This is a genomic window from Pseudoalteromonas sp. NZS127_1 (assembly GCF_015864295.1).
Classification (GTDB): Bacteria; Pseudomonadota; Gammaproteobacteria; order Enterobacterales; family Alteromonadaceae; genus Pseudoalteromonas; species Pseudoalteromonas arctica.
In genome coordinates this window covers 546,576-572,171 of record NZ_JADYXO010000001.1, presented here as the reverse complement: position 1 = coordinate 572,171, position 25,596 = coordinate 546,576, and the positions used below count along the sequence as shown (strand labels likewise).

Sequence of the window (25,596 nt, the reverse complement as noted above, 5' to 3'; positions counted from 1 at the left end):
AACGTGAATACAAAAACCGATTCAAAAGAGGCTAACCCAAAAGAGGTTAATCTTAAACAAAGTAAACTTGCTCCCAAAATAGCGAGCTTATTTATGAGTATTGTTTTTTCAGCCATAGGAACGGGCTTGTTTGGTTTGGTTGCAAGCTTACTTGGCAACGTAAATGTAACCGAAAAAACAGTTGGCAGTGTGTGGGTTTTACTGACCACATTTTTTGTTATTTTAAATGTATTTGGTGTCATTATTTGGCATAAACCGAAATGGTTAATTACTGCTATAAATAATGTGCTTAGGTTTGCTAAAGAGCGCAAAACAGCATTTTTTAGCGCCGTGCTAATGCTGATATTAATTATAGCAGGCTATTGTTTTTTCCTTTCCTTACCACAGCCAATTAATTACAAAGCAACTCACTCTACACCTGCTGTTACCACTTTATCTGATGTTTTAAACCCTGAACCGCTTTATATTGATTTTACTCCTGTTTTAAATGATGTAGAGAATACGGATGCAGTGTCTTACTCTGTCGCAAAGCTTGCGCTTGTTGGTAAAGTGATCCCCAAAGGTATTAAAGTCACGCCAGAGCTAATTGGACAGTGGTCTTGGAATAGTGAAAGCCAGCTTAAATTTATCCCAAAACAAGATTGGTCAGCAGGGCAAGAATATACAGTACGTTTTGATTCATCTATTTTTAAAAGCGATATACACCTAAGCGATAATGAGCATGTATTTAAAACTCCCGATTTTGAACTAACACTTAGCTCGCTCGCTTTTTATCAAGATCCTAACGTTAAAAAAAGTCACAAGGTGGTTGCAACATTAAAAGCGACTCACCCAACAGATATAAGCACCATAAAAAATAATTTAAAGCTGACTCAATCACTTGATCAAGATGGCAAAAACGAACTCGCGCAATATAAATTTGATGTTACTTACGACAAACATCAACGAGAGATTTACATTACTTCAGAGCAAATACGTATTCAAGATACCGAAAGCTATCTGTATTTTGTGCTTAATAGCGGTGTAAAGCCGGTTATGGGTCCTTCTAAAACAACAGTAGAGATTAAAGACGCTGTGTTGATCCCAAGTGTAAATAGCTTTTTTAGAGTAAATACTGCCAATGTGTTGATGGTAAAAAATACGCAAGGGGAGCCCGAACAAACACTTGTTTTAGACTTCACAGACGATATTTCATCGCAAGATGTGATTAGTAAAACGATTGCTTACGTATTACCGACTAAAGATTCAAAAGGTAATTATAAGTACTTCGGTAGTCCACGAGAGGTTACTGATGCAGTGCTTAAGCAATCTCAAAAAGTTAAGTTAAATGCGATTCCTACCGCGCAAGATACAACTAAGTTACACAGTTTTACGTTTGACGCCCCTCAAAACCAGCAAGTTTATATCGCGATTGATAAGGGATTAAAGTCGACGGGTGAATTTACAATGGTGAATAAATACGACACTATTTTAGATACGCCGGCGTATCCGACACAAGTAAATATTATGTCTAAAGGGTCTATATTATCAAAAAATGGTGACCATAAATTGTCATTTTTGACCCGTGGTGTAAACGCACTTCAAGTTAAAGTAGGTAGGGTAGAAGCCAATCAAATTAACCACCTTATAAGTCAAACCAGTGGTGATATTTCTAATCCAGAATTTAATAATTATTACTTTACAGAAGAAAACATAAGTTCAATTTTTACCAGACAAGTTAATTTAAAATCGGAGCACCCTAAAAAAGCGGTCTATTCATCTATTGATTTGAGTAGTAAGTATAATGAGTCAGTTGGTTTAGGCTTATTTTTTATAAATGCTCAAGCGTTAAATACAAAAGATAATTACGTATATGGACCCCAAGAAAAACGACTTATCCTTATTACTGATTTAGGTATTTTGGTAAAAAATAATGCAGATGGATCTCGCGATATATTTGTCCAATCTATTGAAACAGGAAAACCGGTAGCAAAAGCGAAGGTGTCGTTATTGGGTAAAAACGGATTAGTTATTTTAAATACTAAAACAGATTCTGAGGGGCACGCATTTTTCGACAACACAAAGTGGTTTACTGATGATCAAACTCCCATTGCTTTTGTAGTAGAAACTAAAAGTGACATGTCTTTTATTCCTTATAATCGCTATGCCCGAATGGTTAACTACTCTCGGTTTGATACCGGCGGTGTAAGTTCTGGGCTCAGTGGTAGTAATAAAATAGATGCGTTTGTTTTTTCTGACCGTGGAATTTATCGACCAGGCGATAGCGTTAAACTTGCCACGATTGTTAAGCAACAAAACTTTACAAAACTGGGCGATATACCGCTTGAACTTATAATTACCGATCCTAAAGGGGCAACTGTTTATAATAAACGTGTGAGCTTGGATAAGTACGGATTGCTTGATTTTGACTTTAAAACACAAAATAGCGCCAACACTGGAACGTATTATGTATCGGTCCAGCTTATTAAAAATAATAATAGCCGCGACCAATTAGGCAGTACTGAGTTTAAAGTTGAAGAGTTTGTACCCGATAGATTGAAAATCAGCAGTCAATTTTCTCAGTCATCTGCAAAGGGGTGGGTAAACAGCTCAAAATTTAAAGCATTGGTGAGCCTTCAAAATTTATTTGGTACACCCGCTCAAAATAGACGTGTTACTGCTGATTTACGTTTATCTCCAGCTGGTTTTTACTTTAATGAATACAAAGGTTATGTGTTTTCTGATCCCCACAGTGAAGGAAAAAATATTAGACACAGTTATGAATCATTAACCGAAACCAAAACTGATGAACAAGGCAAGGCAGAATTTGATATTGACTTAACTCGCTATGAGGCAGGTACTTATCAGTTAAATTTTGCAGTACAAGGGTATGAAGAAGGCGGTGGTAAAAGTGTTCGTGCAAGCAGCTCGGTGCTTGTTTCACCCGTTGAGCAGTTAGTTGGTTATAAAGCCGATGGCGATTTAAGCTACATATCAAAAGAGTCAAAACGTGTTGTAAAATTTATTAATATTAATTCAGAAACTGAGCAAGTAGCTCGTGATGATTTATCGCTAAATTTAATAGAACAACAATATGTATCTACGTTGGTGCAACAAAATAACGGCACTTATAAGTACCAATCGGTTAGAAAAAACAAACAGGTATCAAGCAATCCGTTTTACATTAAAGAAGATGGCGCAGACTACGAATTACCCACTGCTGAGCCAGGTGATTACTTAGTAGAACTCGTTGATGGCAAAGGGAATACCGTCAGTAGAGTATCGTTTACGGTAACCGGTACGGGTAACATAGCGGGTAAGCTTGAAAAAAATGCTGAACTGCAAGTGCAATTAAATAAACCGGATTACAAACCGGGCGAAACAATTGAAATAAGTATTGTAGCGCCTTATGTTGGCTCGGGTTTAATTACAATTGAAACCAATAAAGTACACGCTTTTAAATGGTTTGAGAGTAAAACAACAAGTAGCATACAAACAATAACGCTACCTAAAGGAATAGAAGGCAATGCGTATGTTAATGTTTCATTTGTTCGAAGCCTTGAATCGAAAGAAATATTTACAAGCCCATTAAGCTACGCAGTTAAACCATTTGCGATTGATCGTAGTAAACGCGCAATAGATTTTGACGTAAACATACCTGATAAAGTAAAACCAGGTGACGATTTAGTCATTTCATATAGTGCCAAATCACCTTCACGTGTTTTGTTATTTGCTGTAGATGAAGGTATTTTACAAGTGGCGAATTATCGGACGCCAAAGCCGTTAAATCACTTCTTACAAAAACGTGCATTAGAAGTTAGCACTATGCAAATTGTTGATCTTATTTTACCTGAATTTAAACTAGTGCAAGAGCTTGCAGCTGCCGGTGGTGGTTATGCTGAATCAATGGCAATGAACCGCAAGAGCAAGCAACTTAACCCGTTTTCTCGTAAGGTACAAAAACCAGTCGCATTTTGGTCTGGTATTTTATCGGCTGATGCTAAAACGAAAAAACATACGTTCACTATCCCAGATACTTTTGTAGGTCAGGTACGTGTAATTGCGATTGCCGTAAATGACGAGGGTGTTGGTGTTAAAGAAAGTACAACACTTGTAAAAGGGCCCTTTGTATTAAGCCCTAATATATTAACGACAGCGGCACCAGGCGATGAGTTTGATATTGTACTTGGTATTGCCAATGGCGTTGAGGATTCAGGTAAACAACTGCCAATTACGGTAGAAGCGCTTGCTTCAAGCAACATTGAAATAATAAGTGATAAAAAACTAACGCTAAATATTGATGAAAAATCAGAAGACACATTAACGTTTAGAGTAAAAGTGCTCGACAAGCTTGGCGCTGCATCAATTACATTTACTGCGCTGTCGGGAGACAATGTTAGCCAACGTACGGCTACGTTAAGTGTACGCCCTGCGGTTGCATTTGTTAGTAGCTTTGAAAGTGGCTTTAGTGAATCAGGTAAAAAAGAAATAGCGGTTTCGAGACAGCTATATCCTAATTTAGCACAAAATAATATTACCGCTTCACAAAGCCCGTTAGCCCTTGTTGATGGTCTTATTAGTTATTTAGATAACTTTCCTCATATGTGTACCGAGCAAGTGGTGAGTAGTGTGTTTCCGGTGCTGAGTTATTTAGAACACCCAAGTTATATGGGCGACGTATCTTATAAACATGAGCGTATAAACAACTTAATAGACACCCTTCGTCAACGTCAGTTACCTGATGGTAGATTTATGTTATGGCCGGGTAATTCTAGTGCATCTATTTATTCTTCTCTTTATGTTATGCATTTTTTATTAGATGCAAAAGAAGCGGGCGTCGCAATACCTTATGATATGTGGAACAGTGGTTTTGAAGGTGTGCGCAGTATAGCGAGCGGATCTTTAGAGACGAATGACAGAAACCGCGCTTATGCTATTTATTTGCTAACACGACAAGGTGAGGTAACAACTAATTACTTATCTGATTTAGAAAAAAGCGTAAATGCGAGTAATAGCAAAATATGGCAGCAAGATATAACGTCCGCGTTTATGGGCGCAACTTATCAGCTATTACGTGCAAGCGATAAAGCGCAAGCACTGATCAATAGCTATAAAATTGGGCAAAATACGCAACACGATAATTGGGGCGCTTACGACTCTCGTCTAGCTCACGACGGACAGTATATTTATTTGTTATCAAAACATTTTCCTGCTCGCTTAAAGCAGTTAACTAAAGATGATTTGTTTACTGTAGTTGACCCTATTTTTAAAGGAGACTACAACACGTTGTCGTCTGCTTGGTCTGTACTTGCTATGACGGCATACTCAAAAGTTGCGTTATCACAAGCCCAGCCTGAAGATGTAAAAATAATGGCAACAACGACAAAGGCAGATAAAAAGGCATTAGACGTAACTTATGCACCTTATCCTAAAGCCTCGTTTTTAAATGACGTTAAAACGCTTGATGTATTAGCGCCACCTCGCTCATTTTACATGATGAGCCAAGCTGGTTTTGATACAAACGTGCCACAAAAGTCATTAAGTAATGGTTTAGAAGTTGTCAGAGAATACCAAGACGATAAAGGTAATATTGTAACCACCGCTGTTCAAGGTCAAGAGCTAAACGTTGTATTACGAGTGCGTAGTACAACGGGTAAAAATATTTCGGATGTTGCTGTTATTGATTTGCTACCTGGTGGCTTTGAAGTGCTCAGAGACAGCGTTCGCAATAGCTATAACCGCTGGACCTCTGACTATAAAGATATACGAGAGGATCGCGTTATATTGTATGGCAGCTTTGGCGATAGCATGACTGAGCTGACTTACAAAGTTAAGGCTACTGCATCTGGCAGCTTTGTAGTGCCATCGGCTTATGCTGAATCTATGTATGATTTAAGTATTAAAGCGCACTCAAAATCGGGTCGTTTTGATGTTACCGCCGCTAAATAAAAAGTTTAGTTTTATAATAAAAACGGCTTTTTTTACAACAGCACTGCTTGCAGTGCTGTTGTATTTATTTACTCCAAAGCCTGATATTACTCAGCCTAATGCTTACTCAACGGCTTTTTACGATAGCAGTGGTAAATTACTTCGTTTAAATTTAGCCGCAGACGATAGATATAGATTATGGACGCCAATAGATAAAATCCCTTTGAGCGTTCAACAAGCGACTTTATTGTATGAAGACCAAGACTTTTATGAGCATACTGGTGTCGATTTTATTGCTTTAATAAATGCGTTTTATACTAGCTATATTAAAAGAAGTCACCGAGTTGGTGCCTCAACAATAACAATGCAAGTAGCCCGGTTGCACTTTGGGATGAACACGCATGTTATTTTTGGAAAAGTAGAACAAATACTTCGAGCGTTACAAATTGAGCGACACTACAGTAAAAACCAAATACTCGAGGCGTATTTTAATTTAGCGCCTTATGGATCAAATATTGAAGGTGTTGGTGCAGCCAGTTTAATTTACTTTAAGAAACCAGCCATTGATCTTAATTTACCTGAGTCATTATTACTTAGCTTAATTCCGCAAAACCCAACCAAACGAAATCCCATTAAAAAGTCGGCTAAATTGGTATTGCTAGAAACAAGAAAAAAACTGTTTACTCGTTGGCTTGAAAAATATCCAGAGGATAAACATTGGCTAGCAGCTATGCAATTACCGATAAAGGTATATGCCTCTTCAGACTTACCTTTTGAAGCCCCACATTTTATTAATAATTTACAAAGCGAGTACCCGCACCTAAAGCCGGGAGAATATAAAACGTCGATAGACCTTAATTTACAAAACTTACTTCAGCGCCATGCAAAAAATTATATTAATCGTAGGCAAAGAGACGGGCTTAGTAATACGTCTGCTATTTTACTAAATTATAAAACTATGGAAGTAGTTGCTGAATTAGGCTCTGTGGATTTTTTTAATAATGACATTAGCGGTCAAGTAAATGGTGTAAGAGCTAAACGGTCGCCAGGTTCAACCCTTAAACCATTTATTTATGCGCTTGCTATAGACGAAGGGTTAATTCATCCATTAACGCTTGTAAAAGATGCCCCCAAACGCTTTGGAGGATATACACCAGAGAACTACGATCAACAGTTTTTAGGCCCTATATCAGCTACTGAATCGCTCGTGTTGAGCCGTAATGTGCCTGCCGTTAATTTGATGTATCGCTTACAAAAAGTGGGGTTATACGATTTACTCGTTGCTGCCGATGTTAAAAAGCTTCAGCCTAAAGAGTTTTATGGTTTAGCGCTTGCGCTGGGCGGCAGTGAAGTAACGATGCTAGAGCTCGTTAAGTTATACGCCATGTTAGCTAATTTAGGGGTGTATAAGGATGAAGTTATATTAAAAAAAGACGCCGCTGTTATTAACCAAAACAACCCAAACAGCCCAAACAACCCAAACAAACATATCAAGCAACTCATCAGCCCAGAGGCAGCCTACCTGACTTTACAAATGCTAAGTAAAAATAGTGCAGTTGATGAGATCTCATTTCAAAAAGAAAGAAGGCAATCATATCCTGTATATTGGAAAACCGGTACTTCATTTGCTTTTCGTGATGCATGGTCAGTAGGTATTGTTGGCCCGTATGTTTTAGCTACATGGGTTGGTAATTTTTCAGGAGAAGGGCACCCATCTTTTATTGGGCGACAAGCAGCCGCGCCTTTATTTTTTGAAATAATACGTTCATTAGATAGTTACGGCTTAATCAAAGGCAATATAAAACCAGGTGGTTTAAATATTACAGAAGTAGATATTTGTTCAACAACAGGTGATTTACCTAATGTGCATTGCCCTAAAACAGAAAAAGGGCTTTTTATCCCAGGTAAGTCGCCAATTAAAGTGTCCGATATACATCGTGAAATTTATATTGATAAAGCGTCGGGATTACGTGCTTGTCAGTATGATGAATTTACAACGACAAAAGCAGTTTATGAATTTTGGCCATCTGACTTAGTCAGATTATTTAAGCAAGCAGGTATTGTTAAACGCCAGCCTCCACCTTATTTAGATTCATGCTTAATTAATAACACGAGTACACAAGGCTCAGCACCGACTATTACATCTCCGAGTAACTTAATTAGCTACACGATAAGAGCCAGTAAATTAAAGCAAGAAAGCCTGCCTTTTAGTGCAACCACAGATACAGATTCACGTATTTTATACTGGTTTGTAGATAACAGTTTTGTAGGTAAAGTAGAGCGAGATACGCCTTTTTTCTGGCACCCGCAAGTAGGCGAATTTGACGTAAGAGTGGTTGATAATTTAGGGCGTAGCGCATCAGTTTCAATGCGTGTAAAGCTCGTTCAGTGATATTGAGTGTTCATGCATTTAATGTAATAAATAAAGGGTAGTTTTTTATAACTGAAATTTATATAAACGAGAGCGATTTACTCTTTCTTACCTACATGGATGTGGATGATGGTAAGGGCGTGAGCTGGACGCGGAGCTTTTGCTCGGTAGCCCACTAGACTACAAATCTCGGGCCGCGATTAAATCGGCTCCTAGATTGAAAAAATTTCAATCTACAAAGATCAACACGCCCTTATGACTTCATAGCCGCTAGTTCACATAGCGGAGTATCAAAATGACTTCGAAAGTACGTTACTTAATATTATGTTTTACTGCTTTAACTGCTGCGGCGCTATCTTGTGCTTTTAGTGCTTCTAGAATAGCGCGGTGCTCGTTTACACATTCAGAACTTGAAGTAATTCGCTTATAGTTTAAGCGCATACGCATTACGTACGGATACCAAATATTAACAAGTTCTTCGCCACCAGCTTGGTATATTAAATACTGATGAAACGAAATATCAATTTTAGTTACTTCGGTATAATCTTCTCTATCGAGCGCGTCTTCTAAAGATGCTAAAATGCCTTCTAGTTCAGCAATGTTTTGATCAGTTAAATTACCGTTTAATTCAGTGATTGCGTACTCTTCAATACTACGGCGAAGTTTTATCATTAAGCGTTGTAATTTAGGCTCTAAAACACTATTTACAGACGCACCACAGTTATTGCGAGAAATAAGTAAACCTTCTTTTGTAAGCTGTAATATTACATCGCGAATAGGGCCGCGAGAAAGACCAAATCGCTCTGCCAGCTCTTTTTCATTTAACTTAGTTTGTGGTGGCATTTCACCAGAGATTATATCTGAGCGTAATTGCTCAGCTATTTGATCTTTTACAGATAAAATTTTAGTTGCTCTGTTACCAGCCATATTTATTCCTAAATTTGATTAACTTTATCTGACCCTAACATTAATTAATAAGCTTTGTTAATTTAGTCAAGATCATGTACTTATCTCAGTGTATATAAAAAAAGTGGAATGGTCTATTGTCAACACATTACAATAGACCAATAAATGTACAATTAATGGCTGTATTTACGATTATTTTTTAAAACGTCGTTCATACATAGACTCATTCATTGCTTTAGCTGCTTCAACCATTTCAGTATAGGGGCGATCTGTAACGCTAATAAAGCCAACATTATAGTTTTCGCCATCGTAGGCTCTACCAGTAATTGGCGAGTCGATATATTGAAACCAATGTGCGCCAATAAAGTAAGGGTTGTCGATGACTGAGTTCATGTAATCTGTATACATTTTTGCTCTGTCTTGCTGGTTAGCTGCATGTATTAACCCAGGGTGAAACAAACCCGAGTCAGATGCGCCAATATGAAATTCGCCAATAATTGCTGGTTTATCAAATTGTGATAAAAATGCCCATTTATCTTCTCTTAAGCCTTCTTTGTATGCATTAAAGCTTATTACATCTACATACTTAGCAGATGCTTTAACCACTTCGATTGGCATGCCCCAATCCGGAAAACGTGCACCTAAATACATATGATTTGGCAGGTATTTATCCATAGCAGCATCTACAACACTAAAATACTTGTCGGCATAGGCTGTAAGTAAAATAGCAAAATCACTCAGTTGTTCTTCATTTTTTATATCAACCGTTACACCTTTGTCAAACTCAACCCATGAGGCTAAGTTTAAGTGCCATACCTTATTAAGTTTAGCGACATCAGTATATTTTTCTTTCATTAAGCGAGAAAATTCAGCTTTAGTAGGCACTGTTTTAGCATCACGGCCTAAGGTATTAATAACAATACCATAATGGCTTTTAACGGAATCAGGGCGGCCAAAGCTTTTTTCGTTATCAATAAATACGCCTACTGCCCAAGGCGAATTTTTAACTTCTTTTGCAACAACACTAACGGTTTCGTTAGCACGCACTGTAAATTCAGGGTCGAATACATCCGGCATGGCTCCCCAAAAATCGCTTCCGCTTGATACGGTTTTAAAATCACCTATAATCCAACCATTGGCAAAGTAGGGCACTTTTTGATTATCGTAATAACTCGGATCAGTCCAATTACCCAGTGAGCTAAAGCCCCATGTGATCATTCTATCAAGAGTCACTTCTCGCCATTTTTGCATGTAATCTGCATTATTTTGACCATATTTACGTTCTAAATTAGCTGCGTAAAAGCTATATGTTTCGCCGTGTTCTAACGGACCCGAATGCGCACTTTTACGATAGCCAAAATGTTTACCTAGAGGCTCATTATAATCAGGTAGCCATTCAAATAAATTTTTACGCACTTGTGACGCTACAAAGCGGCTTTTAAGCGCTTCTTTATTTACTTGGTTTAACCCTTTTGAATCCTCAGGTGTTACCCCTGCATCCGCTGGTTTTGCCAATAATGCTTGATCAAAATCGTAACCAGTTAGTGTGGTTGAGTTTGCAAGACGAATAATATCAATTCCAGTTGCAAGGTATAAATAGCCATCAGGGTCGACTAATGACCATTTATCATTATATTTAGCCGTTCTAAAATAACCAGTAGCTTCTAATTTTGGACCTTCTGCCCAGCCACCAAAGCGTGAGCGATTAGTAGGGCGTTTAGAAAGTAACTGTGCTGCTTCTTGTTTTTTGTCGCTCAATAGCTCGGCTTCTGAATGTACCTTCCCTGAAAATTCTTGTTTGGCATTTTGGCCAAATTCATCAACAATTTTGGTTAAAAAAGCAGTATTAAATTGAGGGTTTTTACGAAGTGAAATAGATTTTATTGCCAGCTCTTTGTCATGCAATGTACTTTGCACGCTAATTGCTATTTTAGCGATGCCTTTTAAGTTAAGATTTTTTTTACCCCACATAGAAATAAACTGTACCTCATCAGACTCCCATGTATCAGGGTTTGAACGAAGTCCTGAGGTAAAGTTAAGTTCTACATTTTCTTTGCCATCGGGCGTTGCAAGGTCGTGGCCGTCAAGTTTTGCGTAATACGTGTTGTATCCACCTACCGGCACATTAACGCTACGCGTATAGTTAGCACCGTCAATATCGGAGATATCTAAATAAATTTGTACAGAGTGTGTTCCTGGGTTTGCCAATTCAAAGGCAAGATTAAAATCACTAAATTCACTCCAATCCCAAGGTTTTTCCGGTGAAAAAACAATACTAGCGTACGAATTTTTCTTAGATTGAAATGTCACATCTAATACAGAGTTTTCTGCCTTTACAGTGGCTGCATTACTTTTGTATTGAACTGGGGTTAGCTGTGTGTGTGCAGCATCAGCAAATAAATACATTAATGTATCTGCTGAATTAACCTCTGTAGGCTCATTGGTTGGTTTTTCAACCTTGATTTCTTGTTGGTTACAGGCACTTAGCGCAAGTAAGAGCGATGTGAGTAGTATGTTCTTTTTATATTTCATTGCTGTTCAACCTTTAATTACAATTTAACATACCATACAACAAAAAAACCAAATTGAATATTGTTGACAATATGCAATTTTTGTTTTTATGTGTTATTTATAATAAACTTTTGATTTTGTTTAACTAATTTTTAATGTTAATTGTAAAAGAGTTTAAGTTAAAGCATGATTTCTTAAAATAGATGTTGCAAGTGCGTTAATTTTGAAATAGTCTCGAAGTCATTACTCATGGTTAATTGTTAACAATGTTGGGTTTTGACACTAGCACTCGCTTTATTCTCTATATAAAGCAACACACAATGATAACAACAAAGTTGGATAGAAGTATGAATGGTAGCAAACGTAATGTGTTTTTCTTTGCATTTATCGTCGCCTTTGGTGGCTTTATTTTTGGATTAGACGCTGCTCTTATTTCAGGTACGGTTCGTTTTGTATCTGCAGAATTTAATTTATCTGACATCCAAATAGGCACTGTAGTAAGTGCGCCTGGTTTTGGTGTGCTATTTGCTTTAGTCATTACCGGTTACATATGCAATATGTTTGGCCGAAAAAATACCTTAATAGGCATTGCGTTTATATACATACTGTCGGCAATTGCATCGGTTTTCGCGCCAAGTTACGAGCTATTAGTTACTGCTCGTTTTATAGGTGGATTAGCATTCACGTCTTTATCGGTCGCTGCTATGTATATAGGTGAAGTTGCACCGTCTAAGTACCGTGGTAAATTAGTGTCTATGATTCAAATAAATATTGTTGTTGGATTATCCGCAGCGTATTTTGCTAACTACTTACTTGTTGATTTAGCTCACAGTAATTTTGAGTGGGTAACACAGTGGAATGTACAAGATAATTTATGGCGCTGGATGCTAGGCGTTGAGATTATTCCTGCTATTTTATGGTTTTTATTATTATTTACTATTCCCCAAAGCCCGCGTTGGTTAGTTATGAAAGGCAACGAAACACGCGCTATAACTATCTTGCATCGTTTAAATAAAAATACTGAATTGGCCCAAGAGCAACTTAAGAGTATTAAAGAGAGCTTGGTTGATTACAGCGAAACAGGTGGGTATTTTTCTTCATTTAAACAGCTACTCGAAAGTCGTGTTCGCACAGCTGTCATTATTGCTTTTACTATTGCTATTGTGCAGCAAGTGACGGGGATTAACGCCATAATGTTTTATGCTCCAACGGTGTTTGAACAACTGGGAGTCGGCACTGATGCTGCTTTTTTTAACGCTGTTTTAATTGGTTTAGTCAGTATTGTATTTACTGTGGTAGCTATTGCTTTGATAGATAAGTTAGGGCGCAGACCCCTTGTTATTTGGGGATTAGCAGCTGCAACAATTAGTTTGTTTATGTGTTATTTAGGCTTTAGCCAGGCAGAATATAGTTTGTCGGCTGAAGATATAACCTCGTTTTCAGCGTTAAACTCTATTACAGGACTGGAGCACATAATTGGTACCGTGTATCACAGTGATATTGAATTTAAGCAGGCTTTAGCGAGCGTACTTACAGCTTCGCAACAGCAATTATTTGAAAGCGATTTAATTTCACGCGCAGCAACTATAAACGCGCCACTTATATCATTTGGTATAGCGGGCTTTATTGCAGCCTTTCACTTTTCGATTGGGCCAATTATGTGGGTGATATTTTCTGAAATATTCCCGACTCGTATTCGAGGTGTGGCCATTCCTACCTTTGCATTTATTGCCAGTGTAATTAGCTATTTTGTTCAGCAGTTTTTCCCATGGCAGCTAAGTAATTTAGGCGCTGCAAACATCTTTTTACTTTATACCGTATCGGGTGTAGCCGGCTTTGCATTGTTATTTAAGTTTATGCCAGAGACTAAAAATAAATCGATAGAAGAAATTGAAGTCTACCTAGAAGGCCTACACACTAAAAAAGTAAAGGAGGGTGTGTGAGTACTTTACTTGCTATTGGCGAATGTATGGTTGAGCTAGTACCAACAGGTATTAGCGAATGCAAGCAGTCATTTGCGGGCGATACTTACAATGCTCTTGTGTATGCAAAGCGTTTTGCTAACACACTAAATTGCGCGCTATTTACAGCTGTAGGTAGCGACGTACTGAGTGCCAATATGCTCAAATGTTGGCAACAAGAAGGTATTAGCACGCAAAACGTGATTACAACAGCAGACTATAACGTGGGTATTTACGCTATTTCAACGGATGCTGATGGTGAGCGAAGCTTTGATTATTGGCGTAATCAATCAGCAGCGAAGCATATGATGAGTTTATATACTCAAAAGCCATTTAATTTAGGTTTGAAAGAATCAGACTGGGTGTTTTTCAGTGGCATTAGTTTAGGTATTTTAGATGATGAATCTAAACAAGGTTTACTCACATTATTAGCTGATCTTAAAAAACAAGGCTGCACAATTGCGTTCGACCCTAATTATCGCGCGCGTATGTGGCAATCAAAAAGCCACGCTATTGAATGGCTAGAGCGTGCTTATGCGCTTAGTAATGTAGTTTTACCAGGTCTTGATGATCACCGTGTGTTATTCGGTCATTCAAGCATTGCAGAGATTGTTCAGTACTGTACACAATTTGATATCGACGAAATTGTTATTAAAGCTGGTAGTGCCGGGATGCAGGTTTATTGCAAAGATGACCTTAAAGCGTCATGTCCGTTTACACCCGCTGCAAAGCAAGTTGATAGTACAGCGGCAGGTGACTCATTTGCCGGAACCTACTTAGCCGCCAGAATGTGCGCACAAAACCCTCAAAATGCATTAGAAATGGCTGACAGTGTTGCCTCACAAGTTGTGCAGCATCAAGGCGCTATTTTACCTCTTGACGTATACCAGTCGCTAAATATAAGCCTAGGTAAGTAAGGAATTAACATGTCTGATAAAAAATTAAGTTTAGCAAGTAAGCGTGCAATAGAGCGTGGCTACGATAAATATGGCCCGCAGTGGCTTACAGAATTTGATATAGAACCGTTGCTGGGTGATTTTGCCTATGAAGAAGGGGTTATACGTCGCGATCCTTCATCTGTTTTATACATTGATGGTGTTTACCATTGTTGGTACACCAAAGGTGAGGGGGAAACGGTTGGTTTTAACTCTACTAATCCGAATGACAAAGTATTTCCATGGGATTTAACGCAAGTTTGGCATGCCACCTCAAAAGACAGTATTACATGGCAAGAACAAGGCTTAGCTGTAAGCCCAGGTAAACCAGGTGATTACGACGACAGAGCAATTTTTACGCCTGAAGTGTTTGAACACCAAGGTCATTATTATTTGGTTTATCAAACAGTACAAACACCTTATACAAATCGTCAGTACGAACATATTGCAATAGCTCACTCTGAATCTGCATTTGGGCCGTGGATAAAATCACCAAAACCGATTGTAAGCCCAAGCAAAGATGGTAAATGGCTTGGTGATGAAGACAGTCGTTTTGCAGTAACAGCTAAAGGTAGTTTTGATAGTCATAAAGTACACGACCCATGTTTAGTATTTTTTAATAATAAATTTTACTTGTACTACAAAGGCGAAACCCAAGGTGAAGGAATGAACTTTGGTGGTCGTGAAATAAAACACGGTGTTGCTATTGCTGATGATGTATTAGGTCCTTATGTTAAATCGCCTTATAACCCTATTTCAAATAGCGGTCATGAGGTCGTTGTTTGGAATTATAAAGGGGGTATTGCTAGTTTGCTAACAACCGATGGCCCTGAAAAAAACACCATTCAATTTGCTCAGGACGGTATTAATTTTGAAATTATGGCGCATATAAAAGGCGGTCCAGAAGCAATTGGTTTATATAGGCCTGCACAAGGGTTTGAGCAAAATCCAGCACCTGGAATTAGCTGGGGATTGTGCCATAAATACGATGCCAGTTGGAACTGGAACTATATTTGTCGGTTTACTCCTCGTAAGCAAGTGCTCGACGCCGGTACCTTTCAAAACAGTAACTAGGGAAAGTAAAGAATGAGTGAGCAACAAAATCAATTTGACCCGACAGAGCATCCACACCGGCGTTTAAACCCATTATTAAATGAATATGTGTTGGTGTCGCCACACCGGGCTAAACGCCCATGGCAAGGTCAAGAAGAAAGTGTAGATATTGAGGTTAAACCAGAATACGACGAAAGCTGCTTTTTATGTAAAGGCAATACGCGTATTAACGGTGAAGTAAATCCAGATTACAAAAACACCTTTGTGTTTACTAATGACTTTGCCGCCTTGCGTGAAGGTGTGCCTGATGTGGAGCAAACCGATCCCCTATTTAGTATGCATACAGAGCGTGGCACTGCGCGTGTTATTTGTTTTTCGCCTAATCATGCAAAAACACTACCAGAGCTTAGTGTTTCGCAAGTTACAAATGTAGTAAGCACATGGCAAGAGCAATGCGTAGAGTTATCAAAAACTTACAAATGGGTTCAGGTATTTGAAAATAAAGGCGCTGTAATGGGGTGCTCTAACCCACATCCACATGGTCAAATTTGGGCACAAAATAAATTACCTAGTTTGGTTGCGCGTAAACACGAAAACCTCAAACGATATTACGAAAAGTATAAAAGTAATTTACTGCTTGATTACGCAAAACGTGAAATTGAAAAGCAAGAACGCGTGGTTTGTGTAAACGATGATTGGCTGGTGGTTGTGCCTTATTGGGCTGCATGGCCATTTGAAACACTGCTATTGCCTCGGTTTGCGATTACTCAAATGATACAGCTGACAGACGTTCAACAAAGTAGTCTAGCTGAAATTATTAAAAATATAACAACTCGTTACGATAACTTATTTCAGTGTTCATTTCCATACTCTATGGGCTGGCATGGCGCGCCTTATGATGGTCAAAGCCACTTATTTTGGCAATTACATGCGCAGTTTTTACCGCCATTACTACGATCAGCCAGTGTTAAAAAATTTATGGTTGGATACGAAATGATGGCCGAAGCACAGCGTGATATTACACCCGAGCAAGCTGCCACTATTTTGAAGAAACAATCACTAACGCATTATAAAGAGAACACTAAATGAATGTTGAACAAAGCGCACGGTTAGCTTTTTCAAACCACTTTGGACGCGATGCCGACTTTGTTGTCAAAGCCCCAGGGCGTGTTAATTTAATTGGTGAGCACACCGATTACAATGACGGTTTTGTACTGCCTTGTGCCATTGAATACGCTACTTACATTGCTGTGTCCCCTCGAACAGACGATGTAGTAAATGTACTTGCACTTGATTGCGATAACCAAACTGACAACTTTTTAGTAAATAAACCGCTTAATAGCCACAGTACGCAAACGTGGAGTAATTATGTTCGCGGCGTAGTTGATGAACTGCAAAAACGAAATCATAAACTCAGTGGCTGCGATATATGCATCACAGGTAATGTCCCGCAAGGAGCTGGTCTTAGTTCATCGGCTGCACTTGAGGTAGGTATTGCTTATGCATTTAATCATTTATGTGAATTGTTTATTGAGCGAAAAGACATAGCTCAAATTGCACAAGCCGCTGAAAACAATTTTGTGGGCTGCAACTGTGGAATTATGGATCAGCTTATATCGGCGTGTGGTCAGCAAGGACAAGCATTGGGTATAGATTGCCGCTCACTTGATTTAATTGAAGTGAGCATTGACCCAAAGATGACTATTTTAATGGTTAACTCAAACGTTAAACGAGGCTTGCTTGATAGCGAATATAACTTACGCCGAGAGCAATGTTATGCAGGGGCAGAAGCTTTGTCTAAACCGAGCTTGCGCGATGTAAGTATTGATGAGTTTGAGGCAAAAAAACATACATTAAGCGTTGAAGTAGCCAAGCGTGTAGAGCACATTGTGTATGAAAATGCGCGCACATTAGAAGCCATGCAAGCCTTTAGTAATAACGATATAACCAAACTAAGTACACTAATGGCACAAAGCCATGCCTCTATGCGTGATTTGTTCGAAATAACCACCTCCCAAATCGACACTCTTGTGAATATTATCGCAAAAGTAATTAATGAACACGGCGGCGTAAGAATGACGGGCGGTGGCTTTGGTGGTTGTGTAGTGGCGTTTGTTCCTAATTTTTTGGTAGAGAATGTAATTAGTGCTATTGAAACGCAGTACGAGCAACAAACAGGATTAAAAGAAACGATTTACACAAGCGTACCTTCAGCTGGTGTATCACTTATAAGAGCATAAGGACAATCTAATGAAAAAAGTACTGGTAACAGGAGGCGCGGGATATATTGGCAGCCACACTGTTTTAAGCTTATTAAAAGATGGTTTTGACGTAGTAGTAATAGACGATTTAAGTAACTCGAGTCGTGAATCGCTAACTCGCGTAGAAGCGTTATCAAAGCGAAAAGTTGAATTTATTCACGCCAGTTTACTTGATAACGATAAGTTGTCTGCCACGTTTAGCGAGCATAAATTTGATTCGGTTATTCACTTTGCAGGTTTAAAAGCGGTAGGCGAATCCATAGAAAAACCACTTGAGTATTATTATACCAACTTGGTGTCTACCTTAAATTTATGCCAATGCATGCTTAAATATAATGTTGATAAACTCGTGTTTAGCTCATCAGCTACAGTTTATGGACAAGGCGCATCGGTGCCTTATACCGAAAGTTTACCTCTAGGGCGTGCAGCAAGCCCGTATGGGCAAACAAAGGTAATGATTGAGCAAATACTACAAGAAATAGTCGCCTCAAATACCGGTTTGCAAGTAGCCAGCCTGCGCTACTTTAATCCTATTGGCGCAGATATTAGCGGCCAAATAGGAGAAGACCCATTAGGTATTCCTAACAATTTAATGCCCTTTATTGCTCAAGTTGCTGTAGGTAAACGTGACAAATTAGCTATTTTTGGAGGCGATTACCCTACTGAAGACGGTACATGTGAGCGTGACTATATACACGTTAGTGATTTAGCCAATGGTCATATTAAAGCCCTTAAATGGCTTGGCGAGCAACACCACAGTCTATATGAAGCATTTAACCTAGGCACTGGTACTCCTTATTCTGTGCTTGGCATAGTAAAAGCATTTATTGAGTATACCGGAGTTAATATTAACTTTGACATTGTAAAGCGCCGAGATGGCGACTTAGCTGCCTTTTGGGCCGATTCATCTAAAGCCCAGTCTGTTTTAGGCTGGCAATGTCAATATACCCTCGCAGACATGATGAAAGACACATGGCGCTGGCAAAGTAATAACCCTAATGGCTATCCAAATGTATAACTTCCTTATGTAAAGCACTGTCTACACAAGGCGCCCTAATCCACACACAATAATAAAGGTGATTAAAATGAAACGGAGAAGTTTTTTAAAACTCAGCGCTGGTCTACTAAGTTCAAGCCTGTTAAGTGGTTGCAGCGGATTATTTGCATCATACCGAGGTGACTTAACCTCAACTGCGCCATTAGATAATACTAATTTTAGTAAGCAGGTGTGGCTTGGTAAGCATTTTTGGGGCAACAGACTACAAGATTGGCAGCGTATAGGTAATGAGCTTTTATGTACCCGAGAAGGAAAAGATTTTGAAGCGCGTAGTGTATCGTTACTCACCAGGCAACTTAATGGCTCATTACAAAGTGGGCGTATAAAAGCCACCGTACGCAATTTAACACCGAATGAAGAGGGCTTTTGTGGATTTTTATTAGGAATTGGCAAAGGTGAGCTATCAGCTAAAGGTGCTGCTTTAGCACAGCGAGCTGGTGGCGAAAATGGCGGAATAATTGCCGCCTTTGACAGTTTAGGTAAATTATCATTTAGACAGTTTGATGATGAAAGCAAAGCGCTTGATTTTACTATTATTAATCGTGCTCCATTTAATATACAACAATATAAAAGCGGCGATAAAATAACACTCGATTGCCATTTAGACCCAATAGATGCACACCATTTTGATATTCGTCTTGTGGCAAGTAACACAAATACAGCCCAGGAATTAGGATTTGCAGTACTTCACAAAGTACCCGCAGATCAACTGCAAGGGGGGATTTCGTTATTAAGCTCCTCAGAGCCTTTTGTAGCAGGCGCACGTTGGGGGTTTAGTGATATTGAAACCGGTGGCGGTAAAATAACTCTAAATAATGCCAATACCTTAGGCCCGGTTATGGGGTGTATGTATAGCGTTAATAAACAGGTACTCAAGTTATCTTGTCAGTTAATGCCTATTAATATTAAAGAATTTTCACGCGTAGAGCTGCAATATAAGTTTGAAAACCAATTGGATTGGCAGCATGCAGGCACAGCAAAAATTGAAGATGGGTTTGTAGCAAGGTTTAGGTTAAGTAATTGGAACTATTTAAAACAAGCTCAATACAGAATTGTTAACCCACAAAAGCCTGAAGACACTTTATACTTTGGCACTATTGCTAAGGACCCACAAAATACTAAAGAATTCACGATTGCATTGTACTCTTGTATTATTCCTACCTCCAAAAGCTTAGACAACACACATTACACGCGCCTTATTAGCAGCGAGCGCGATTTAGGGCGTTACACCAAAGATAATATTTTATTCCCTCACACTGAGCTTGTTGAAAATGCCAATTATCATAATCCTGATATGTATGTTTTTTGTGGCGATCAGTACTATGAAACATACCCAACTCGTTATGGTCGGCACACAAAAGATGCCAAACTAGATACCTTATATAAATGGTACTTATGGTACTGGGCATTTGCCGATAGTATAAAAGATAAGCCTACACTTGTTTTGGTTGATGATCATGATGTACTGCAAGGTAACTTGTGGGGCGATGGAGCCGAGCACTCCGATATGCCAAAAGAAGAAGACGGTGGTTATAAGTGGGATAAAGACTTAGTTAGAATGATTTACCGTATGCAAAACGGTCACAATCCAGACCCTTACGACCCTACGCCTATTAAATATGATATTCCTGTAGCCTACGCCGCTTTTGAATATGGCGGAATTAGCTTTGCGATGGTTGAGGATCGTAAATTTAAAACGCCACCTGACTACAAAGCTAATAAGCTTGCCACAACGGGTGAGTTATTAGGTAAACGCCAAGAAGCCTTTTTAAAAGACTGGCAAACTATGCACCCGGGTAAACCTAAAATATGTATTACAGCTTCCATGTGGGGGTCGCCTCAAACCGATGAAAATGGCAAAGCATTAATAGATTACGATGCACATGGCTACCCGGCGGATGGGCGTACACGCGCAGTAAAACTAGTAAGTGACGCTAATGCATTAGTAATTGCGGGAGATCAACACCTCGGGTTGCTTGCCTACCAAGGAATAAATACCTTTGATGATGGCAGCTTATTTTTTGCAGGCCCAGCTAGTGCGGCGTTTTGGCAGCGTTGGTTTGAACCCCACGCACCTTTACCCAATCAGCGAAACAACGACAAAAATACCGGTGATTTTACCGACACGTTTGGTAATAAAATGCGTGTACTGGCCGCAGCTAATCCAAAAGTAACGCATAAGCTTTTTGCTAAACAAAATACAACGTGGGGTAAATTTTTAGCAGACCGAAACTTAAAAAGCGAAGGTTACGGAATTATTAAAATAAATCACGCTAAAAAATATTATCAGTTAGAGTGTTGGGAATGGAATACCGATCCTTCTATAGGCAAACAGTTTGCTGGTTGGCCGTATATAAAAGAATTTTGATTAGGCTAGGGCGTGTTGATCTTTGGTGGGTGAATTTGCAGCAGTATGTTTGGTTTTTAGGCAAGGCGGAGCCTATGTAGTGTGGTTATTCCCCATGAATAGGCGATAACGCAGCATAAATACCAAACATGCGCTGCCCTTTGGGTTCTTTCTAGGGACGATTAACTCTTTGTTGCCTACATGGATGTAGGTAAGGGGCGTGAGCAGGACGCGGAAGCTTTGCTCGGTTTTTACTTAGCCCACTAGGTTACAAACCTCGCGCCGCGATTTAACCGCCCCTAGATTGAACAAATTTCAATCCACAAAGATCAACACGCCCTAGATAAACTCTGTGTAAATATTTACTTTAACACTGTTAATTAAGAGTAATTTAATGCTTACGCATTAAGTTGCTTTTTTATAATTAAGTAAAGATTGTTAACAAAATACAGTTGACAATTGTTTGGTTATTATATTATTGTTTACAAAAGATTAACCTGACAACATAATAATACCTTAGAAAGGGAACACACATGACAATCATCAACAAAGCGTTCAAGTTGAGCGCGATTACAGCTGCAGTACTTGCAACACAATTGGTTTACGCCAAGCAAGACGAAAGCACACAAGAAAAATCGAAAGTAGAAGCCGATATTGAAATAATTGAAGTCAGCGGGTTAGCCGCCAGTCTTAAAAAATCTATTAATGATAAGCGTTTTGCTGAAAACGTTGTTGACTCCATAAACGCTGAAGACATTGGTAAGTCTACCGATCAAAATATTGCTGATGCGCTTTCTCGTGTAACTGGTGTGTCGGTGCAATCAGTTGATGGTGAAGGCGCACGGGTGACTGTTCGTGGCGCTAATTCACAACAAAATAACATCAGTATGAATGGTGTCCAGCTTGGCTCAACAGGTTATAGTCAAGGTGTCGATTTATCGCAGTATTCTTCAGATATCTTATCTAAAATAGAAGTGGTTAAAACCCCAAGTGCCGATCATGAAGAGGGGGCATTAGGTGCCAATATAAATTTAACAACAACTAAGCCGTTAGATTTAAACTACGAAATAAACACCATGACGCTCGAAGGTCGTTACAATGACTTATCAGAAGAAGATAATTACAAAGTGTCGGGTACATTTTCAAGAAAGTTTTTTGATGATACGTTTGGCGTGGTTGTAACAGCAGTTAAAGAAACCAATGCGTATCGTAAAGATCAATACTCGGCAACAGATTGGTATGCCTTAGAATCCCCTTTAGCGAAAGATACTAACGGTAATGTTATTGAAAATGCTGTAGGTATTACACCTCGAGCCGTACAGTATCAATATCAAGAAAGTCAAAATGATCGTGTGAATTTCAGTCTAGGTTTACAATGGCGCGCAACAGAAAATACAGAATTTAACTTTAATGCTATTGTTGGTAAGCAAGATATAAATAATTCTATGCATGGAATTAACACCCGCTCAGTAGAAACTAAAAACTTGGTTGAAGGTGAAGACCCTGGTTTGGCTGGTGTAACTGCTGAATATACAGATCCTGAACAAGACTGGCGTACCATTGATTTAGAAACGAATACATTTACTAAATTTGTTAACCGCTTTGGCAGTGGTGGCTTGGTGCAATCTGAAGGGGATTTTGAAAATAACAATCAAATATTTTCTTTAGATATGAACCATAATTTTAGTGATTCATTAACGATGGATGCGGGAGTTGGTTACTCTAAAACCGAGCAAATACCCAATAATTCTGTATATGTAGCATTACAAAATTTTGCAAACATTAGTGCATGGAGTTTAAAAAATGTTCCGCCTGAAGATATGGAACCTGTGGGTTATGACTGTATTAGTGGGAAGTGTAATTTAGTAACCGGTACGGGCTTAATTGACTATGGCGAAAATAATACCTTTGGTGATCCAGAAAGCCTGTGGGATAACTATAGCACTACCGGGTTTAACCCTGACGAATTAGATGCTCAGCATTTATCTTACATGGGCAGAACTTTAAATAGGGTAGAAGATGAACAAAAGTCATTATTTGTCGACTTTGACTACGTTCTAGATTCAAATAACTTTCGTTCAATCGAATTTGGTGCTAAATGGTCTAAACGTTCTAAGTATGTTGATGCACAGCAAGGGTCTTTTAACAGTGTAGGTGAAGGCGTTGTAATTACAAACCCAAATACTGGATTACCTGCGGTTTTAGGCAGTGGCTTACGTGATATCACCGGGGCAATGGTTACAGACGGCAATGAATTCCCAGTAGATGATTTTATGGCAGGCCTTGGTTATGGTCGCGATAATGTAACTGATGGTTGGAATAGCTTTTCAGCTTTCAAAGCGTTTGAAGTTGCGTTAGGTAGCCCTGAAGTGGCATTTAATACTGATAATTCAAATACAAGAAATACAGAATTCGATAACCTAGCATTTTACACAAAGCTCAACTTTGAGTTATTAGATGGACGCATTAGTGGTGATGTCGGTGTTCGTTATGTTAAAACAACGGTTGAAGTTCAAGGTGCATCAGGTGTGCAGTTTGCTTATGACCCATCAAATAATGCCCGTTTAATGGATCCATTCAAGCTTGCAGAACTGCGTGACCCAAGTTTACCGCTTTGTGCAGCGACTCCATTTTATGGCACTAATTATAATGAAGAAATTCGTTGGTCTAGAACGGATGGTTTGGGTTATGACACCTTAGGAACCAATGATAAGACTGATGATGTTAGGATACCAGATCAAGGCCCGTGTCATGATCCTAACGCGATACAAGGTAGCGAGTTTGAATCTGAGTGGTATTTATGGCGTCATTCTGATGTTTCGACAGAAAAACATTGGATTTACGGTGAACGAGTTTATGATGAAGCAGGAAATTTATTACCAACGGAAGACAGAAGTTTGCGCTCTTTTGCCGTTACGGATGAGCATGAATATGATTTATTTTTACCGAGTTTAAATCTAAATTACTTATACAGTGAAGATACTATTATTCGTTTCGCAGCATCAAAAACAATGGCACGCCCGCAAATTGACTCGCTTCGCCCTGGTTTTAAAGTGAGAGAAACGCAATGGGGTGGCGAAAATCGTAATAACTCAATTACACTGACTAATCCTAAATTAGACCCTCTTGAATCATTTAATTTAGATTTATCTTATGAATGGTACTTTAATGATTCCGGCTTATTAGCCGCGACGTTATTCTATAAAGATATGACTAACTTTGAAGAATCAGAAACAATCGTTACTTACATGGATGATTTACGTGACGTAGGTTTAACAGAAGGCGAAACCTATGATCCAAATGATTTAGTACTGATTGCTGGCCAAGATAGCTTAGAAGGGTGTATGCCTAAACGGTTCCAAGGTGGCCAGGATTATCAAAAAGAGTGGATGTATTCAGGTGACTTAGAGCAAATGTGTGCCAAATTTAACACTACCCGTATTAAAAATGGTAAAGGGGCAAGTATTAAAGGGTTAGAGCTTCAATACATGCAAACCTACGATAACTTACCGGGTATTTGGTCCGGCCTTGGCTTGCAGGCTAACTATACATATCAAGACAGTAAGTACGATCAAGAAGTATCATCGATTGATAATAATGTAAAAATTCCTTCATTGGCGGTTGCCTATACGCCAGAGCATAGCTACAACGTAACGGGTTTTTGGGAAAAAGATGGTCATCAATTACGTCTATCTTACCAAGGGACAACCGATCAGCTTGTACAACGCTCATGGGAAAACGGATCGCTGTGGGAAGAGGGACGTAAAACGCTCGACTTTTCTGCAAGTTATAAAGTAAATAACTACATGACGGTATCACTACAAGTTGCCAATGTAACCGACGAAGGCGTACGCCAATACTTTACGAGTCGTTTCTTAAATGCTGGTGGCCAAACGTTCTCCGAAGGCAGCCCACTAGAAGGGGATGCAACTAAGTCACGCACGGTCTACCAGTATCATACCGGACGTACATTTAGACTTAATACCCGTATTAATTTCTAAATTTTTAATCTAATAAAAAGCCCGCAGCATTTCTGCGGGCTTTTTGGCTTTTGTTACTTGTCTCGTCCTGAAATGTGTTTACACATTTAGGACTTATTATGACCAAGTCAAATAATACACCGATTAAAAGAACACACCGATTAAAAGAACACAACGAGATTATTCATTAGGCTTTAAATTGCAAGTTGTCGACGCTGTAGAAAAAGGCGATATGACTTATAAACAAGTCCAAAAAATTTATTAACTGAAAGTGGAGAATCTATCTCATTTTAGAAATTGTTACTGT

Annotated in this window: 12 protein-coding genes; 10 read left to right on the top strand and 2 right to left on the bottom strand. The window is 38.9% G+C overall.

Annotated elements, in window-relative coordinates:
- Window positions 1-3: 3 nt before the first annotated feature.
- Together I6F50_RS02370 and pbpC are read left to right on the top strand one after the other, a co-directional pair.
- Window positions 4-5,928 carry an alpha-2-macroglobulin gene (locus tag I6F50_RS02370; protein ID WP_197175233.1) on the top strand — a complete coding sequence of 1,975 codons (5,925 nt, stop codon included), beginning with the start codon at window positions 4-6 and terminating at the stop codon, window positions 5,926-5,928.
- Window positions 5,909-8,299 (top strand): penicillin-binding protein 1C, encoded by a 2,391-nt coding sequence (pbpC, locus tag I6F50_RS02365; protein WP_197175231.1) that lies wholly within the window; start codon window positions 5,909-5,911, stop codon window positions 8,297-8,299. The genes I6F50_RS02370 and pbpC overlap by 20 nt, the downstream gene beginning before the upstream one ends.
- Before the next feature lie 291 nt (window positions 8,300-8,590).
- On the opposite strand, the gene I6F50_RS02360 is transcribed toward pbpC, so the two are convergent.
- Both I6F50_RS02360 and I6F50_RS02355 read right to left on the bottom strand, forming a co-directional pair.
- On the bottom strand, window positions 8,591-9,205 hold the full coding sequence (locus tag I6F50_RS02360; RefSeq protein WP_149605600.1) for a GntR family transcriptional regulator: 615 nt from the start codon (window positions 9,203-9,205) through the stop codon (window positions 8,591-8,593).
- A gap of 171 nt (window positions 9,206-9,376) precedes the next feature.
- Complete coding sequence (locus I6F50_RS02355; RefSeq protein WP_197119164.1) at window positions 9,377-11,716, bottom strand: agarase; 2,340 nt, start codon at window positions 11,714-11,716, stop codon at window positions 9,377-9,379.
- Window positions 11,717-12,042: 326 nt separating this feature from the next.
- Here I6F50_RS02355 and I6F50_RS02350 point away from each other — a divergent pair, with 326 nt between their 5' ends.
- The 8 genes from I6F50_RS02350 (at window position 12,043) to I6F50_RS02315 (ending at window position 25,310) form a co-directional block, all read left to right on the top strand.
- The gene (locus I6F50_RS02350; protein WP_197175230.1) at window positions 12,043-13,638 is read left to right on the top strand and encodes an MFS transporter; all 1,596 of its coding nucleotides are present in this window, start codon (window positions 12,043-12,045) and stop codon (window positions 13,636-13,638) included.
- Complete coding sequence (locus I6F50_RS02345; protein WP_197139639.1) at window positions 13,635-14,573, top strand: sugar kinase; 939 nt, start codon at window positions 13,635-13,637, stop codon at window positions 14,571-14,573. The genes I6F50_RS02350 and I6F50_RS02345 overlap by 4 nt, the downstream gene beginning before the upstream one ends.
- Before the next feature lie 9 nt (window positions 14,574-14,582).
- A complete protein-coding gene (locus I6F50_RS02340; RefSeq protein WP_165727475.1) occupies window positions 14,583-15,665 on the top strand; it encodes a glycosyl hydrolase in 1,083 nt (360 codons plus the stop codon).
- Between the two features lie 12 nt (window positions 15,666-15,677).
- Window positions 15,678-16,733: a UDP-glucose--hexose-1-phosphate uridylyltransferase gene (locus I6F50_RS02335; protein WP_166419029.1), complete on the top strand. Its 1,056-nt coding sequence runs from the start codon at window positions 15,678-15,680 to the stop codon at window positions 16,731-16,733.
- The gene (galK, locus tag I6F50_RS02330; protein WP_165727477.1) at window positions 16,730-17,884 is read left to right on the top strand and encodes a galactokinase; all 1,155 of its coding nucleotides are present in this window, start codon (window positions 16,730-16,732) and stop codon (window positions 17,882-17,884) included. The genes I6F50_RS02335 and galK overlap by 4 nt, the downstream gene beginning before the upstream one ends.
- A 10-nt stretch (window positions 17,885-17,894) precedes the next feature.
- Window positions 17,895-18,923, top strand: a complete 1,029-nt coding sequence (gene galE / locus I6F50_RS02325; protein WP_197175229.1) for a UDP-glucose 4-epimerase GalE — start codon at window positions 17,895-17,897, stop codon at window positions 18,921-18,923.
- A 67-nt stretch (window positions 18,924-18,990) separates the two neighbouring features.
- Window positions 18,991-21,330, top strand: a complete 2,340-nt coding sequence (locus I6F50_RS02320) for an alkaline phosphatase D family protein (protein ID WP_197175228.1) — start codon at window positions 18,991-18,993, stop codon at window positions 21,328-21,330.
- Window positions 21,331-21,842: 512 nt separating this feature from the next.
- Window positions 21,843-25,310: a TonB-dependent receptor gene (locus tag I6F50_RS02315; RefSeq protein WP_166376309.1), complete on the top strand. Its 3,468-nt coding sequence runs from the start codon at window positions 21,843-21,845 to the stop codon at window positions 25,308-25,310.
- Window positions 25,311-25,596 lie beyond the last annotated feature (286 nt).